The following is a 15,782-nucleotide window of genomic DNA, read 5'->3' as shown; positions in this document are numbered from 1 at the left end:
ACATGAGTGCAGCTTTAAATTGTAATATCTGTTTTATTGGTGGCGGTAATATGGCCCAAGCCTTAATTGGCGGTCTGATTTCACGTGGTTTGCCAGCAACACGTATTACAGTTTCTGATCCGGTCGAAAAAGTCCGTGCTTTATTGGCGGAAAAAGAAATTAATGTGACCGGGGATAATAGCGCTGCAATTCAGGATGCAGATATTGTTGTGCTGGCGGTAAAACCTCAGGTTTTGGCTCAAGTGCTGCAACCTTTAAAAGGTCTGGTTAATAATAAACTGATTATTTCCATTGTTGCCGGTGCAGAAATTGCCACATTGTCAGCATTGTTGGGGACAGAGCGTATTGTCCGGGTCATGCCGAATACGCCAGCATTGGTACAGACCGGGGCACATGGTTTATATGCCAATGCATTTGTGGAAACCAGTGACCGTGAGTTGGCCAGTCAGGTTTTGGCATCAACTGGATTAACCATTTGGGTCGACTCAGAAGCACAAATTGATGCAGTCACTGCAGTCTCGGGTTCGGGGCCAGCTTACTTTTTCTATATGATGGAAAGTATGATTCGTGCGGGTAAAAATTTAGGTCTGGATGAAAAAGTTGCAACCGCACTGACTTTGCAGACCGCTTTAGGCGCGGCGCAAATGGCGATTACCAGCTCGAATACGCCGGCTGAGTTACGTAAAAATGTGACTTCTCCAAATGGGACTACACAGGCGGCACTTGAAGTCTTTGACCGCGCGCAAATTTCTCAGAATATTCAGGCAGCACTTGCTGCTGCGCAAAAACGCAGTCAGGAACTAGCTCAAGAGCTCAGTGAAAGCAGCAAATCTTCAGTTTAATTTTTAGGAAAGTTCAAGTATGGGTGCAAATTCTGCGCTAATTTTTGGCATTATCATTAACGTCGCGATTTTGCTCGTATTCTTCCGATTTTTAATGCAACTGGCAGCCGTCAGTCCCTACAATCCTGTGGTTCTTTCTACTGTGAAAGCCACTAAAATTGTAGATGTATTCGGGCGTATTTTCCCTACGATGGGCAAAGGGCGGGTTAATACTGCGGCACTGGCACTTTTGGTAGTGCTGTATTTGCTGAAAATTTTCGGCATGATGTATCTGTCTGGTGGCATGCCGAATGGTCCTGTGCATTTGCTCATTCTGACTTTTGTCACCATGATGCAGGATTTGATCCGTTTCTGTCGTTACTTGATTTTCGCTACCATTATTTTAAGCTGGGTGGTGATGTTTACCCAATCCCGTTCACCTTATATTGAAGTAGTTCAGGAACTTGCCGAGCCATTGCTGGCACCTTTCCGCCGGATTATGCCGAATATGGGCATGATTGACCTGTCTCCAATCCTGGCAATTCTGGCCTTGATTGTGATTGAAATGATCATGAACCAGGTGGCAATTGTATTGTTAACGGGTTTTTAATCTGAATGAAAAGAAAAGGACGCTGAGGCGTCCTTTTTATTTGCTCCTCCCTTTAGATAAGGGAGATTGGAAGGGATTTGTTAAACTTCCCAAACCGTGAACAAGTTTTAATCGCAGTACAAGAAGAAGATGGGATATTAACCTCTCCCTAACCCTCTCCTGGAAGGAGAGGGAACTTGGATACTCTGAACCAGTAATGCTGCTGATTTCCTAAAAATAGAAAAATATGCGTTCGAAACTTGATAGCAGAAAAGATTTTAATATCGCTGCCTGTAGATGAGGATTATAAATTAAAATCCCCTCCATCCCCTTGCGGAATATATTCCTCACCTCCTATAAGGAAGATGGGGTTAAAGGCACATTAATGCGCCTCATCCCAGTTTTTACCTTTACCCACTTCTACCACCAATGGTACAGAAATCTGCAGTACCGATTGCATCACTTCAGCCAGTTTAGGTGCCAGTTCATCGGCAATGTCTTCATCGACTTCAAACACCAGTTCATCGTGAACTTGCAGCAGCATTTTGGCCTGATCTTTCGGCAACATCTTGTCGACTTCAATCATTGCCATTTTAATAATGTCTGCGGCCGAACCTTGTAGCGGGGCATTAATCGCAGCACGTTCTGCCGCTTTACGCACCATCATATTACGGGCATCGATATCTGGGGTATATAAACGGCGTCCGAGCAAGGTTTCAACAAAACCCTGTTCTAATGCGACCTGACGGGTACGCTGCATATAGTCATAAATGCCCGGATAACGGTGGAAATACTGCTTGATATAATTCTGTGATTCCTGACGGGTAAAACCTAACTGTCGGATCAGACCAAACTCGGACATGCCGTAAAGTAGGCCGAAGTTGACGGCCTTGGCCTGACGGCGCTGGTCATTGGTCACTTCTTCCAACGGAATGCCTAGAACCTCCGCTGCGGTACGGCGATGTACATCCTGACCATGAATAAATGCATCCAGCAGGGCTTCATCCTGAGATAAGTGGGCCATGAGACGCAATTCAATTTGTGAGTAATCGGCTGCCAGCAAAACACGACCTTCCGGTGCCACAAACGCCTTGCGAATTTGACGGCCAATTTCGGCACGAATCGGAATGTTCTGCAGGTTTGGATCAGTCGATGATAAACGGCCAGTTGCAGTCAGTGCCTGATGATAACTGGTATGCACACGATGGGTATCAGGATTGGCCTGTTTGCATAAGCCATCGGTATAGGTACTTTTCAGCTTGGACAAACCACGATATTCCAGAATTAGCTGGGCAATCGGATGTTCAATTTTTTCCAGTACACTTTCACTGGTACTGTATTGTCCGGTGGTGGTTTTTTTACCGCCTTTTAGCCCCAGCTTTTCAAACAGAACTTCACCGACCTGTTTAGGTGAGCTGACATTAAAGCTTTCACCGGCAATTTCCATGATCTGGTTTTCCAGATTGTGCATGGTGTTGGAAAATTCGCCCCCAAGCTGATCCAGAAAAGCAAGATCCAGTTCGATGCCGTTTTCTTCCATTTGCGTCAGTACACGTGCGACCGGAACTTCAATATTATGCAGAATATTCACCAGTTCAGGGTGTGCCTGCAATTTGCTGCTCAAGACTTCATAAAGGCGATAGGTGACATGTGCATCTTCTGCGGCATAATGTGCTGCAGTTTCAAGTGGAATCTGGTTGAAGGTCTTTTGTTTAGCACCTTTACCGGCCACTTGTTCATAAGTCGTGGTCAGATGACTCAAATACAGACGGGCCACATCATCCATGCCATGACGGGTCGCGACAGAATTCAGGACATAGGAAGCCAGCATGGTATCGAAATACCAGCCTGCCAGATGAATGCCATGATTTTCCAGTACATGTGCATCATATTTCAGATGATGCCCAATTTTCTTTACAGACTCATCTTCCAGAATTGGTTTGATCTGCGCCAGAATTACTTCACGATTCAGCTGCTCCGGTGCGCCTTCATAATCATGTGCCAAGGGAACATAATAAGCATTCTGCGCATCGAAGGCGACCGAGAAACCGACAATCTGTGCAATACGATAATCCAAACTGGTGGTTTCGGTATCAAAGGCAAAACGTTTTTCGGTACTTAGGCGCTCAAACAGTGTGTCCCAGTCCTGCTGGCTTAATACTGTGTGGTAGGTCGCTTGACCTAGCTGGTCATCACTGCTGGTTACAGACGCATGGTCTTCCAGAGGTTCTGGTGCTGTAACCGCTTTGGCGTTAATAGATTTTGCCGCCTGCTGGTAATTTGAATTATTCGGGTTGTTCGGGTGATCTAAGGACTGCAGCTGGTTACGGAATTCCAGCTCGGTGTACAAATGACGCAAGGTCTCGATATTTGGCTCACCCAGTTTTAAATCGTCATAACCAAAATTAAGATCCAGATCGATGACAATACTGGCCAGCTGATGGTCCAGTGCAATGCCATCGACATGTTCTTTAATATTTTGACCGACTTTGCCTTTGATCTTGTCGACATTTTCTAAAATGCCGCCGATCGAGCCATATTCAGTGAGCAGTTTTGCTGCCGTTTTGGCACCTACACCTGGCACGCCCATAATGCCATCTGATGCATCGCCCATCAGGGTGAGATAGTCAATAATCTGATTCGGCCAGACTCCAAACTTTTCAAACACACCGTCGACATCCAGCGGTTTTTCTTTAAAGCTGTCTTCCAGGGTGACTTTTTCGGTCACCAGTTGCGCCATATCTTTATCGCCCGTAGAGATCAGCACCTGATGTCCCATCGCCTCGGCACGTTTGGCCAGTGTCCCAATAATGTCATCGGCTTCGGCGCCCGGTAAGGTATGCAGCGGAATGCCCAAAGCGCGGATCAAGGCATGCAGATAAGGAATCTGTTCGGATAATTCCGTTGGCATGCTGGGACGGTCACCTTTATAAATCGGTGACAGCTCATGCCGGAAGGTCGGTTCTGGGGTATCAAAAATTACCGCCATATGGGTCGGTTGGGTCCGGCGCATCAGTTTTTGAATAGCAGAAATCGCACCACGAATTGCATTGGTATGTAAACCGGTTGACGTGGTTAATGGTGGCAGTGCGTGAAAGGCACGAAATAAAAAGTAAGAGCCATCGACCAAGACAAATGGTGGCATGTAATCAATTCCTTATTCAAAATACAGCGCTATTGTACGTGATTTTTACCGCGCTCGCTGAGACGAGTCTGAGTTTACAGCTTAGCGAATATCGGTCGAAGATGAAATAAGCAGCACAAGCTGTTGTATGATGGAACGATTCAGGAAAGAGAAATATAAGAATGGCTGCAGGACGGAATGAGTTGCGCATGATCTGGCTGATTACCTTGCTGATTACCGGGATCAGCGCCTGGTATCTGGGTTATCAGATTGTGACTTATCTGTGTGGTTTGGGGTTTATCTTTAGCGTGATGCAATATGTCACTGCGGTAGAAGCACCGCTGAATCAATTGGCCGGACAGCAGCAGATGTCCCTAGAACGCAATTCTAAAGTTCCTTTATATATTTCTTCAATTACTGCCATTGTTGGTGGACTGGCTGAACTGGATTGGCTGATGGGAATTGGGATTACGGCCTGGGTATTCTTTTTGCTCAGGTGGCTGCAACGTCTGGAAGGGCGCTTGATACAGCTGCAATCACAATCTCTTTCTGCCGATCCCTTACAGCGATCACCGGATCGATCCGATTCTGTTCCATTGGTGAAAACCGAGTCTGCCCAAGAGGTAAACGATTCTCCTCATCTGGTAGATCAACTGCAGCGCTGGCTTTTTCAGGGGAATCCTGTCCTCAAGGTCGCAATCAGTATTTTGGTGATTGGGATTATTTTACTGCTGCGCTTTGCCACCGAGCACTGGCAACTCAGTCTGGCTGCAAAATTGGGCCTGGTTGCACTGGCAAGTGGCTGTGTAACAGGTCTGGGTTATCGCCTGATGCAAAAAAATCGGAGTTTTGCTCTGGCACTGGAAGGACTGGGTTTGGGGAGTCTGTTCCTGACCTTATTTTTTGCCTATTACAATCTGGTGATTTCCACGTTACCGTTGGCGACTTTGCTATTCCTAATAATTCTGGCCATCACTCTATATTTAAGCCTGAAACAGGAAAGCATCGAACTGGCTTTGATGGCTTTGCTGATTGCTTATCTGGCGCCGTTTACCTTACCGACCCGCGATGCTTCTGCCGTTGAGCTGATTAGCTATTATTTGCTGATCAATATCGGGGTGGCAGTGCTGAGCAGTTTCCGACCATGGAAGATTCTCAATCAAATTGCCTTTTTAGTGACGGCTGTCGTTGGCGGGATATATAGCCTGATTCATGGTTATACATATGAGCGTTATGCCATGACTGCGCTGATTCTGGCACATAGTGCACTGTTTATCTGGCTAGGTTTCCGCTTTAGCCAGTTGCTGGCACGACAGGATCTCTCACGGTTTCAGTTAAAACCGGTATTGGACTTAGCGCTGATTTTTGCTGCCCCTATTACCGCTTATATTTTTCTGTATCTGATTCATTTTAATCAGCCCAATCAAAAACTCTGGCAAGCTGGATTAAGCCTGTTCTTTGCACTGGTCTTTGCCGCTTGCTGGACACTGCTGCGCCGTAAACAAACTATCCAGCTCATTTCGCAGAGCTATCTGAGCCTGATGCTGATTTTTCTCGCCTTAGTGCCACCGATCTTATTGACAGAACAATGGACTGTGATTGGCTGGGCAGTTGAAGGTGTGCTGATTTATTTATGGGCCTTGGAAAAAAATGTCCGGGTAGCACACTATCTGAGCATGGGTTTATTGCTGATGGCCGGATTCAGCAGCCTGTATTATCTGATCGAGATTAATCCCACACCGCGAATCATTTTCTGGATTTTGAGTCTGTGCTATGTGGCAGTCGTGGTCATCAGTCAGCTTAAAAAGCAGTACCAGCAGCAGATGGATAGTCTGAGTGTCAGCTTTTTAAGCAGTTTAAGTGTTGCGGCCAGCCTGATGTTATTTGCCTTGCTGGAAGATGAATTTCCGAGTCAGCATGCCTATGTGCTGAGTTTATTTATCATCATACTGGGATATGTACTGTTCAATGAAATGATCCTGCGCAAAAATCAGGAGTGGTCCTGGTTACTGCCGAAGTGGAGCGGCATCTCGCCCTTGCTGGTCATTGCGGCGATTCTGACCCTGGATCGTAGTCAAAATGCGGTGATTGTCTGGAATAGTAGTTTTGAACGTGGAGTTTTTGCCCTTTCTACGATGCTACTAGCCATTTTGTGGCTTAGACCGTTGGCTGGCTTGCAGCTCTCCAAGGAATGGATGAGTTTTGGTGTTTTTAGCAGTCTGACTCTGGCAAGTTTATGTCTGATCCCGAACATGCCTTATCTGAGCATGATGATTTTACCTTTATTATTCTGCCTGTGGTGTTATCGACAGGATCCGCAGTCAGGCTGGCAGCAGCTTTGGCAAACCAAGAGCTGTTTATTGCTGATGGCAACTTGGCTGGTTTGTTCACAGTTATTTAGTCAGCAAGCCTTTCAGTATTACTGGCTGCCAATTCTGAATCCTTTTGATCTGATCAGTATCGCCATGTTTGCCAGCTTTATCTGGATGCTGTTACAGCAAATTAAAGTGGGACGTGATAAAGGCATGATCGCAGTTTTAATGGTACTAAGCCTGTTATGGCTTTCCAGTTATATTGTTTTAAGAGCTTTACATGTGTACCTGCAGACACCGTTTAATGAGCTGGCATTATGGAACAATGCAACAGTTCAGCTCAGTCTGACCATACTTTGGGTATTGCTGGCCTGGATTACCATGTGGACAGCAACGCTCAAAAAACTGAAACCGATGTGGATTTTAGGCGGCAGTATTCTGGTGATTGTGACCTTGAAGCTCGTACTATTTGACCTGTCACATATTGGCACCCTGACCCGGGTGATTTCATTCCTGCTGGCGGGCGGGGTGATGCTGCTGATTGCTTATATTGCACCGATGCCGGAGAAGGAGCATTGAATCCTTTCCCTAATCCTCTCCTTTAAAAGGAGAGGGAATCTAAGGGTTATTTCAGATCAGGCTCTCTTTTGAGGGCCTTTTCATTGGCATATTGATCGATTTCTTCATTTTCTACAGGACGGGAAAGTGGATGATCGACAAAGCCCATTTTTGGCACCGGAATTTCAATCTGGTTATCGACAAAGCCGTTGCGAATCCGTTCCTGCATTTCATCACGAACTTTCAGGTAGTTTTCCTGTTGGCACCACACTGCAAACAGCAGTTCAATCGAAGATTCACGGAAAGCGGTAACGGTGACTGCAGGTTTCGGGTCGGCCAGTACCAGTGGATATTTATTGGCAACGTCCAGCAGAACTTCGCGTACCTTGATAATATTTTCATGGAAATTGATCGCCAACGTAATCGGAATCCGCCGTATCGGAAATTTCGACAAGTTCTGCACCGGTGCCCGAATTAGCTGTTCATTCGGTAAACGCACATAGATATTATCTTGGGTCAAAAGTTTAACCGAGAGCAGATCAATCGAAATCACTTCGCCTTCAATGGTATGCCCACGAATCAAGGTAATCTGGATGGTATCACCGACTTCAAAAGAACCTTCACCAATCAGGAACAGGCCACTGATCAGGTTGGATGCTGATGTTTGCGAAGCGAAACCCAGTGCGACCGTTAAAATCCCGGCAGCGCCGAGGAAGACACTGAGTTTAAAACCGGCTTCCTTGAGGCTGGCCATCACAAACAACAGGAAGATAAAATAGAAAATCCCGCGGCGCCAGACCAGTTTTTGATGAGCATTAAAACGTACACCAATGGTACGAATAAAGGTATTGGAAATAAAGCGCGCAATCAGGAAACCAATAAAGCACAACACCACCGCCACCAAAACTTCGGTCAAACGATCGGTATTGATATTGGTAAATACTCCCTTCAGGCTATTGGTGACTTCGGTCGGAATATTTGAACTTGGCATCAGACGCCCTTAGAAAAATGAATCAAACATATTAAATAATGCACCTGCTGGATCACGCGGTGGATGCACATAGGCCACTTCACCAGCATTTGGTGGCGTGCGGTTTTCGACCCGAATCCGTGGTGGACGGTCCGAACTTTCATGCAAAACGCGGATTTGCGAGGTCCATAAGCGGCCGGTACTTTCACTGTAAAAAAGCGGCAGGGCAGGCACTGGCACATTCATTCGGTCAAAGCGCAATTGCTGGTTACTGGTATTGTGAAACTCAATTGGCGTGACTGCACGAAAGGCTCGCGGATGTAACTGTTTCAGTTCGGTTCTGCCATCAACTGCGGTGGCGTAGCAGATTTCCCCCGAACGGTGATTGGGTCCAAACCAGGTGTCTTTTGGCAAGATTACCGGTAAATCGAAAATCGGTTCGCGTTGACCCTCGACAAAACCGGCAATCCATAAGGGCGTGCTGATATAAAGCGTACCGCGCTGTCCAGCAGGAATATAAATCGGATCGACTGGTTTAATCACCACAGAACGGTCTGCAAGACGTGGCATCAGTTGCAATTTTTTTTGCGTGGATTTGAACATATAGCGTTCAATTTTCAGGGGCGGTGGAAAGGCAAAATTCGGATCATCAATCTGATGCCATTGCTGCTCATAATCGTATTGTACGGAAGGGCGATAATATTCCAGTCGCCATTCCTGAATCCCTCGGGTCAGGCGAAACAGCAAGGAGCCAAACTGCCAGGCTTTGGATTGATTTATTTCAAAATTCTGTTCTCCCCACCAGCGCATTTTTGCTGTATTCGGGAGTAATTCATCTTTATCTTGCGGCAATCTTGGCACCCTTTCTTGCTAAATCTTTGAAAACATACTTCACGCTGTCATATGCTTAGAGTACACTCAATTTAAATTTTTTCATCATTATTATAATCCGCGATGCAAGTACTTAAACAATTACAAATCCCATATAGCTTCGCCAAGCGCCATGGTGTGCTGTTGCGTTATGAGGGAGATCAGGCTTTTATTCTGCGTCGTGACAATACCTCGATGCTTGCATTGCAGGAAGCTCGCCGTCTGCTCGGTTATCCGGCTCATTTTCAACTTTGTAGCGAACAGGAATTTAACCAGTTACTCAGTTCCAGCTTTGCCGGCGATAGCGGGGAATCACAGCAGGTGGCTGCTGGCCTGGAAGATCATCCAGATTTACTCAGTCTGGCTGATTCGGTTCCGGAAGCTGAAGACCTAATGGATCAGGAAGATGATGCACCGATTGTGCGTCTGATCAATGCACTATTATCCGAAGCGATTCGTGTAGGGGCTTCCGATATTCATATTGAATCTTTTGAGAAAAAACTGTCGGTGCGTTTACGGGTCGATGGTCAGTTACGTGAAATTGTCCAGCCACGCCGTGAACTGGCACCGCTTCTGGTTTCACGGATTAAAGTCATGGCCAAACTGGATATTGCCGAAAAGCGTATTCCGCAAGATGGCCGTATTTCTTTGCGTCTGGCTGGTCGTGAAGTCGATGTCCGTGTATCCACCTTGCCATCTTCTTATGGTGAACGTGTGGTGATGCGTTTGCTGGACAAGCAGGCTGGCCGTTTGAACATGACCCATTTGGGCTTGATGAATAATGACTATGATCGACTCAAGACCTTAGTACATCGCCCGCACGGGATTATTCTGGTAACCGGCCCGACCGGTTCGGGTAAAACCACCACTTTATATGCGGCACTTTCTGATCTGAATGATGGTTCCAAAAATATCCTCACGGCTGAAGATCCGATTGAATATCAGCTGGAAGGCATTGGACAAACGCAGGTCAATACCAAAGTCGATATGACTTTTGCCCGTGCGTTAAAAGCCATGTTGCGTCAGGACCCGGATGTGGTCATGGTTGGTGAGATTCGTGATCTGGAAACCGCAGAAATTGCGGTGCAGGCATCCCTGACAGGACATCTGGTGTTATCCACCTTACACACCAATACCGCGATTGGTGCGGTTACGCGCCTGAAAGATATGGGAATTGAACCATTTCTGCTGTCCAGTTCTTTAATCGGGGTAATTGCCCAACGTCTGGTGCGTACCTTGTGTCCACATTGCGCGACCTGGCATGAGGCAGATGCTTTCGAGAAGAATCTATTTGGCAATATTGAGCATCCCCAAGATTTAAGATTACCGCAACCTCAAGGCTGTGAACGTTGTGGCAATACTGGCTTTAGTGGCCGTACTGCAATTTATGAAATTGTCCCAGTCGATGATCATATGCGCCGTTTGATTCATGGCAATGCGGCTGAATATGAAATCGAAAGCTATGTACGTCAGCAGTCAGGTTCCATTCGTGATGATGGTCTGCGTAAAGTATTGGCCGGAAAAACCACGATTGAAGAAGTATTGCGAGTGACCAACGAAGCGGCGGAGTAATCTTTTAATCTATTACTTTTATTATAAGGATCGTCAGGACTTTTGGATATTTACCAGAGACTGGCGATTTTTTTCATGAGTTGTGCACGAAAAGGTCCAGTCGGATTGCCCGGATTGCGCAGAGTTTCATTTTCATAAAAGTTCCGCCAGGCTTGCGCCATTGCTAAACTCAGTCCTTCCTGTTTCATTGTTTCAACATCTGCCTGAGTAATATTGAGAAAACGGGCTTCAGCATCTTTGGGGCCAGCTCCCCAGCCAATAATCCCTTTACCAAATTCAGGCAGAATCATATTGTTGGGTGTTGCAGGAATGGGTAGGCGTTCAATTTCAGTATTGAGCAGAGATTTTATTTTCGGACGGATTTTTTCTGAGAGATAAAGATCTGCAAAAGAGGTTGTAGCAGTGAGGAGCAGGAGAGAATTCAGAAGAACTAGTTTTAACATCAATATAAATCGAATAAATGTAAATAAGAATCATTATATATAATTTCTTAAGTTTTTGCTGCAGTTTTCAAGTGGGGAAGAGAAGTAGCTTTTGACAAAAGATGAAGCGGGTAAATTTTGAAATTTATAATTGAAGTCTAGCTATCCTGAAACTTTTTTCAGGATAGCTGTTAAATAAAAAAATTAAGTAATTACGTTTAAGTTCACATCAATATTATTACGGGTCGCATTTGAGTATGGACAGACAATATGCGCAGCATCCACCAGTTTTTTTGCTTCTTCCTGATCCATGCCTTCAAGATGGATGTTTAATGTCACTTCGATCCCGAACCCGGTAGGAATCGGACCAATCCCAACATCACCTTCAATATAGGCATCTTTACTGATATTGAGCTTGTCACGATTGGCAACAAATTTCATTGCACCCAAGAAACAGGCGGAATAACCTGCGGCAAAGAGCTGTTCAGGATTGGTTCCACCGCCTGGTCCCCCCATTTCTTTAGGTACGGCCAATTGGACGTCCAGAATCTGATCGTCAGAAATGGCGCGGCCATCACGGCCCCCTGTGGCTTTGGCATGTGCGGTATAGACGGCTTTTTCTAATGACATGAGTTAAATCCCTGTTTATTTTTCGTAGAGCTTCTATGCTCGGTGATTTCACCTGAAGAATAAGCAGGGATTTTGTTATTTTATGCAAGCAAATGAAACGATTCAGGAAAGTTGAAGAAGTCTACGGTGTTGCATTAAAGGCATGGATTCACGCACTTTTTGCTGTTCATTTAAATCAAAGTCGACGGTGATGAGTTGAGTACCTTCTGCATGGATCATATTAAGAAGTTGTCCACGACTATTGGTGGCGGCTGCATGTCCCCAAGTCTGGCGTTTTTCTCCATGCCAGCCTTGTTGAGCTGCACCAAGCACCGAGCATTGGCTATCTAGAGCACGTGTTTGCAGAAGAAGCTGCCAGTGCATTTCACCTGTGGTATAGGTAAAGGCAGAAGGAGCGGTCAAGAGGTTTGCACCTTTGGCTCGTAAATTTAACGCCAGTTCCGGAAAGCGCAGGTCATAACAGACCATTAACCCAATATTGCCAAAAGGTGTTTTGGCTACGACAACATCTGTGCCGGGTTCAAAGAACTTGGATTCCTGATAACCACCGACAGCATCGCCGACTTGCACATCAAACAGGTGAATTTTGTCATAACGTGCTTCGGTCCGTTCCGGACTGATACACAGGCTAACGGTACGCACCCGGCCATCCTCAATGATTGAACCATCCGGACGATAAGGGCAGGGTAATGTACCGGCAACGATCCAGGTGTCATATTCATGGGCAAGTTGTTCTAGACGTTGCTGAATCACTTCAAATTGTGCAGCAGTTTCACGCTGTTTACCTGCTGCAAAACAGACAAAGTTTTCCGGGAAAACAATCAGTTCAGCACCATTGGCCTTACTTTGTTGAATTAAAGATTCAATCTCCACGAAATTGGCATCAATTTCATTTTGAGAATTCATTTGTACAACAGAAAGTAAAGTCATAGGGTCCTCTTATAAGATGGTTATACCTGTTGCTCGGAAATTTTATCTAAATTGTCTTGCTCTTTCTGTAGCTGTTTGACTAAAGGTTCAAACATGTTCTGATTGCTTTGATTCAGTTTCATCAAGGTTTTATGTGCATCCAGAACCGTATTTAGCATATTTTGATGCGTGACATGTTCTTCCATCAGTGCACGTGTGCAGACATTTGGATCGCCACAATAATTCAGAATCACAAACACCTGGCTCAGTCCCATACTGTTGGCCAAAGTGGTAATGTCAGAATTGGTAGAAAGCATGACAGCCTGAATGTTATGTACTTGCTTGAGTTTGAGTCCTAGTTTCGCTAAAACACCGAGTACGGTACTGTCAATGAAACTAGTTTCGGTGAGATCAACGATAGCGCCAACTACGTTGTCTTGCTGTTCAATTTTGTTCAGTAATTTGTCTAGACTAATACAAGATTGGGCACGCACTTCGCCGATAAGCTTAAAAATATGCGTTCCGTTCAGACTTGCATATTCAATATGACCTGTTGACATATAAATGCCATTTGCAGAGAAGGATATTAAATTATCCCATAGGGTGTATTGATACTCAAGTGGCTGAAAGTAGTAATCAAATTAAGTGCTTATAAAGTCTGTAAATATACTGCTAATTTACGCGGATAAAGCTTAAAAAGGCGATATCGTCAGCCACATGTTCCGGAGCCTGAAAAGATTGGTTCTGCAAATGGTGTAATAATTGCGAGAATTGTTCATTTAAACCACCATCAAAGGGTTCTAATGCCCCATCCGAACAGATAATAAAGCGTGCATTGCGACTTAATACCCATTCATTTTCCTCAACTTCAAGATCTTCGGTTAAACCCAAAGGGAAACTGCTGGAAGAGAGGATTTTAGGCTCTTGATTGGGTTCAAATATAATTGGTGGTGGATAATGTCCGGCGCTAGACCATTTCAATACATGGGTTTCCAGATTAAGAATCCCGGCAATCATGGTGATGTGCTTTTCAATATTTTCCTGCATCAGCATGCCGTTCAGCTTCTTGATCAGCTCGCGCGGCGTCTTGGAGCGACCATGGAAAGCAGCCATCCAGGACGTGAGCAAACTACTGGTGACGCCATGTCCGGATACATCGGCCAAATAGAAAATCACTTCTTTGTCGCTGATTTTCCAATAATCATACCAATCCCCTGAAAGATAGGCTGAAGGCTGAAAATAGGTTTCGACCTCGTAATTGGTCAGTTCAATAGGATTCGGTAACAATTTTTTTTGTAGTTCTGCAGCAGAAGGAAGGTCACGGCTATCCTGGTTACGCTTATATTGTGCATCAATTTTTTGTAATGCTAGATCTGGATTCTCGGGAAGCTTGTTCCAGATCCAGCCGGCTAAAGCACCTTGTTCCCAGGCCTGAGCCAAAGCAGTACCTTCATTTTCTAAGGCCAGTACAATCGTAGGTAGATTCCACTTATATTTCAGATAATCATGTACATCTGCAATCGCAATAATCGTAGAGTCATACAGTTCATGATCATCCAGATAGATCATCTGAACATGCGGAAGCGTATCAAGTACTTGATCTAAGTAAGGAATATCACGAGTCGGTTGAATGAAATACATAAAAAAGTGATTCAATCCCAGGATTGGTTATAAGATGTACTATAACAAGCAAAGTATTGCTAGCGAACAGATTTTCACTAGCAATCATACATGAAGCTTAAACTTAAAGATCTTCGTTTGAAGATTCAATGTTGCTATCACTAGAAGGTGCATCATCAGAATTCTCATCTTCAAAATCATCTTCTAGGAACAGCGTATCTTGTTCTGTACCTTTCTTTTCTGCAATTGCATAATTGGTACGTTGCAAATAAATATCGCGAATCTGCGCATAGCGATCGCCAGTCAGCACCCCTTCAACGTCCAGTATTTCTGAACGGGTATCAATGGCACGCCAAAACTGATCAGTCCAGTAAAGTCCATCTTCATCTTCGAGAATGTATTTTTGTGGACGGGCCTGACTATCTACAGCAGTACCGATCACCCCACGGACAGAACTTGGACCTAAAAATGGCAACATGATATAAGGGCCAGAAGGCACCCCATAATACCCTAAAGTAATTCCAAATTTTTCCTCTTCATGGCTCAAGCCAAGGCGACGTGCTGGATCAGCCAGTCCTAAAGTCGTTAAGGTATTAATAGTAAAACGACCTAGAGATTTAGCAGCGCGGGCAGGACGACCTTGAATCAGCTGATTCACCACATTCCAAGGTTCACCCAGGTTACTGCGGAATTGGGTATAGCTGCCACGAACATCTTGAGGAACTTTTTCCACATATTGTACAGCTATGGGGCGTACCACGGTGCGGTCAATCGCATCATTAAACTGATAGATCTTTCTATTTAAGGGCTGAAAAGGATCTTTAACTTCTTCTGCCTGTGCTGCACTGGCATCAACTTTCAGTTGCGTTTGTAATTGTTGCGCTTTGGTTGAGATCTTTGTTCTAAGTGGCGTTTTTGCAGGCTCGTTTTCCAGATTTTCCACATCGGTGGCCACCTCGGCGAAAACATGTGCGCTTGAGGCTAAAGAAAATAAACATATAGATAAGTAAATAGAACGATGCATAAGGTAACCCGAGGCCTTTTCTGTGTAAGTAGCACTACTTATTAGTATGAAAATAATAAACGTTATATTCACGAATAGACATCATTTAAGCAAATTTGTATAAAAAATGAATGAAAACACACGAAAAGCTTAAAAAATATACATACAAAATGATTTTCTTGAAAAAGGTGTTGCAAGGGCTCTGAAATGCTGTAGAATGCACATCCATCGGCGGTGATGAAGATTAAAACTTCTGATAAAACAATGACTTAGTTAAGTTTGATTAAGTTCGGTTTTAGAAAGAAAGTTTAAAAATAGTTTTCATTACTGGTTGACTTTCTAGAGATAGAGAGTAATATAGCCGACCTAGCTTGCTGGTGAC

13 protein-coding genes are annotated in these 15,782 nt (G+C 44.8%); 4 read left to right on the top strand and 9 right to left on the bottom strand.

What is annotated here, in order from left to right:
- The first annotated feature begins 2 nt into the window (after window positions 1-2).
- Both proC and NI469_RS08905 read left to right on the top strand, forming a co-directional pair.
- Window positions 3-842 carry a pyrroline-5-carboxylate reductase gene (proC, locus tag NI469_RS08910; protein WP_004647533.1) on the top strand — a complete coding sequence of 280 codons (840 nt, stop codon included), beginning with the start codon at window positions 3-5 and terminating at the stop codon, window positions 840-842.
- Between the two features lie 19 nt (window positions 843-861).
- The gene (locus tag NI469_RS08905) at window positions 862-1,431 is read left to right on the top strand and encodes a YggT family protein (protein ID WP_064094707.1); all 570 of its coding nucleotides are present in this window, start codon (window positions 862-864) and stop codon (window positions 1,429-1,431) included.
- Window positions 1,432-1,792: 361 nt separating this feature from the next.
- Here NI469_RS08905 and polA read toward each other — a convergent pair whose 3' ends face one another.
- Complete coding sequence (gene polA / locus NI469_RS08900) at window positions 1,793-4,555, bottom strand: DNA polymerase I (RefSeq protein ID WP_253174902.1); 2,763 nt, start codon at window positions 4,553-4,555, stop codon at window positions 1,793-1,795.
- 161 nt (window positions 4,556-4,716) lie between these two features.
- On the opposite strand from polA, the gene NI469_RS08895 reads away from it, so the two are divergent.
- The gene (locus NI469_RS08895) at window positions 4,717-7,425 is read left to right on the top strand and encodes a DUF2339 domain-containing protein (protein WP_253174900.1); all 2,709 of its coding nucleotides are present in this window, start codon (window positions 4,717-4,719) and stop codon (window positions 7,423-7,425) included.
- Window positions 7,426-7,471: 46 nt separating this feature from the next.
- Here NI469_RS08895 and NI469_RS08890 read toward each other — a convergent pair whose 3' ends face one another.
- Together NI469_RS08890 and NI469_RS08885 are read right to left on the bottom strand one after the other, a co-directional pair.
- Window positions 7,472-8,395, bottom strand: coding sequence for a mechanosensitive ion channel family protein (locus NI469_RS08890; RefSeq protein ID WP_216986557.1), 924 nt, complete (start codon window positions 8,393-8,395; stop codon window positions 7,472-7,474).
- A gap of 9 nt (window positions 8,396-8,404) precedes the next feature.
- A complete protein-coding gene (locus NI469_RS08885) occupies window positions 8,405-9,184 on the bottom strand; it encodes a hypothetical protein (RefSeq protein WP_253174927.1) in 780 nt (259 codons plus the stop codon).
- A 144-nt stretch (window positions 9,185-9,328) separates the two neighbouring features.
- On the opposite strand from NI469_RS08885, the gene gspE reads away from it, so the two are divergent.
- On the top strand, window positions 9,329-10,816 hold the full coding sequence (gene gspE / locus NI469_RS08880; protein ID WP_253174898.1) for a type II secretion system ATPase GspE: 1,488 nt from the start codon (window positions 9,329-9,331) through the stop codon (window positions 10,814-10,816).
- A 50-nt stretch (window positions 10,817-10,866) separates the two neighbouring features.
- Here gspE and NI469_RS08875 read toward each other — a convergent pair whose 3' ends face one another.
- The 6 genes from NI469_RS08875 to NI469_RS08850 form a co-directional block, all read right to left on the bottom strand.
- Window positions 10,867-11,259, bottom strand: coding sequence for a DUF4951 domain-containing protein (locus NI469_RS08875; protein WP_216986559.1), 393 nt, complete (start codon window positions 11,257-11,259; stop codon window positions 10,867-10,869).
- Between the two features lie 183 nt (window positions 11,260-11,442).
- Window positions 11,443-11,868: an organic hydroperoxide resistance protein gene (locus NI469_RS08870; protein WP_004732917.1), complete on the bottom strand. Its 426-nt coding sequence runs from the start codon at window positions 11,866-11,868 to the stop codon at window positions 11,443-11,445.
- A gap of 102 nt (window positions 11,869-11,970) precedes the next feature.
- Window positions 11,971-12,798, bottom strand: a complete 828-nt coding sequence (locus tag NI469_RS08865) for a carbon-nitrogen hydrolase family protein (RefSeq protein ID WP_216986560.1) — start codon at window positions 12,796-12,798, stop codon at window positions 11,971-11,973.
- A 20-nt stretch (window positions 12,799-12,818) separates the two neighbouring features.
- The gene (gene gigB, locus NI469_RS08860; RefSeq protein ID WP_216986561.1) at window positions 12,819-13,337 is read right to left on the bottom strand and encodes an anti-anti-sigma factor GigB; all 519 of its coding nucleotides are present in this window, start codon (window positions 13,335-13,337) and stop codon (window positions 12,819-12,821) included.
- A gap of 112 nt (window positions 13,338-13,449) precedes the next feature.
- The gene (gene gigA, locus NI469_RS08855) at window positions 13,450-14,418 is read right to left on the bottom strand and encodes an RsbU family protein phosphatase GigA (protein ID WP_004732911.1); all 969 of its coding nucleotides are present in this window, start codon (window positions 14,416-14,418) and stop codon (window positions 13,450-13,452) included.
- Between the two features lie 103 nt (window positions 14,419-14,521).
- On the bottom strand, window positions 14,522-15,421 hold the full coding sequence (locus NI469_RS08850) for an MlaA family lipoprotein (protein ID WP_216986562.1): 900 nt from the start codon (window positions 15,419-15,421) through the stop codon (window positions 14,522-14,524).
- Window positions 15,422-15,782: the final 361 nt, after the last annotated feature.

Origin of the sequence: Acinetobacter lwoffii (assembly GCF_024129735.1) — a bacterium.
Lineage (GTDB): Bacteria > Pseudomonadota > Gammaproteobacteria > Pseudomonadales > Moraxellaceae > Acinetobacter > Acinetobacter lwoffii_H.
This window is presented reverse-complemented; position numbering and strand designations above follow the sequence as displayed.

Coding starts and splice junctions, on each gene's coding strand:
- NI469_RS08870 (WP_004732917.1), bottom strand. CDS start 11,868: ATGTCATTAGAAAAAGCCGTCTATACCGCACATGCCAAAGCCACAGGG.
- gigA (WP_004732911.1), bottom strand. CDS start 14,418: ATGTATTTCATTCAACCGACTCGTGATATTCCTTACTTAGATCAAGTA.
- NI469_RS08905 (WP_064094707.1), top strand. CDS start 862: ATGGGTGCAAATTCTGCGCTAATTTTTGGCATTATCATTAACGTCGCG.
- NI469_RS08865 (WP_216986560.1), bottom strand. CDS start 12,798: ATGACTTTACTTTCTGTTGTACAAATGAATTCTCAAAATGAAATTGAT.
- proC (WP_004647533.1), top strand. CDS start 3: ATGAGTGCAGCTTTAAATTGTAATATCTGTTTTATTGGTGGCGGTAAT.
- NI469_RS08885 (WP_253174927.1), bottom strand. CDS start 9,184: ATGCGCTGGTGGGGAGAACAGAATTTTGAAATAAATCAATCCAAAGCC.
- NI469_RS08890 (WP_216986557.1), bottom strand. CDS start 8,395: ATGCCAAGTTCAAATATTCCGACCGAAGTCACCAATAGCCTGAAGGGA.
- gspE (WP_253174898.1), top strand. CDS start 9,329: ATGCAAGTACTTAAACAATTACAAATCCCATATAGCTTCGCCAAGCGC.
- gigB (WP_216986561.1), bottom strand. CDS start 13,337: ATGTCAACAGGTCATATTGAATATGCAAGTCTGAACGGAACGCATATT.
- polA (WP_253174902.1), bottom strand. CDS start 4,555: ATGCCACCATTTGTCTTGGTCGATGGCTCTTACTTTTTATTTCGTGCC.
- NI469_RS08895 (WP_253174900.1), top strand. CDS start 4,717: ATGGCTGCAGGACGGAATGAGTTGCGCATGATCTGGCTGATTACCTTG.
- NI469_RS08850 (WP_216986562.1), bottom strand. CDS start 15,421: ATGCATCGTTCTATTTACTTATCTATATGTTTATTTTCTTTAGCCTCA.
- NI469_RS08875 (WP_216986559.1), bottom strand. CDS start 11,259: ATGTTAAAACTAGTTCTTCTGAATTCTCTCCTGCTCCTCACTGCTACA.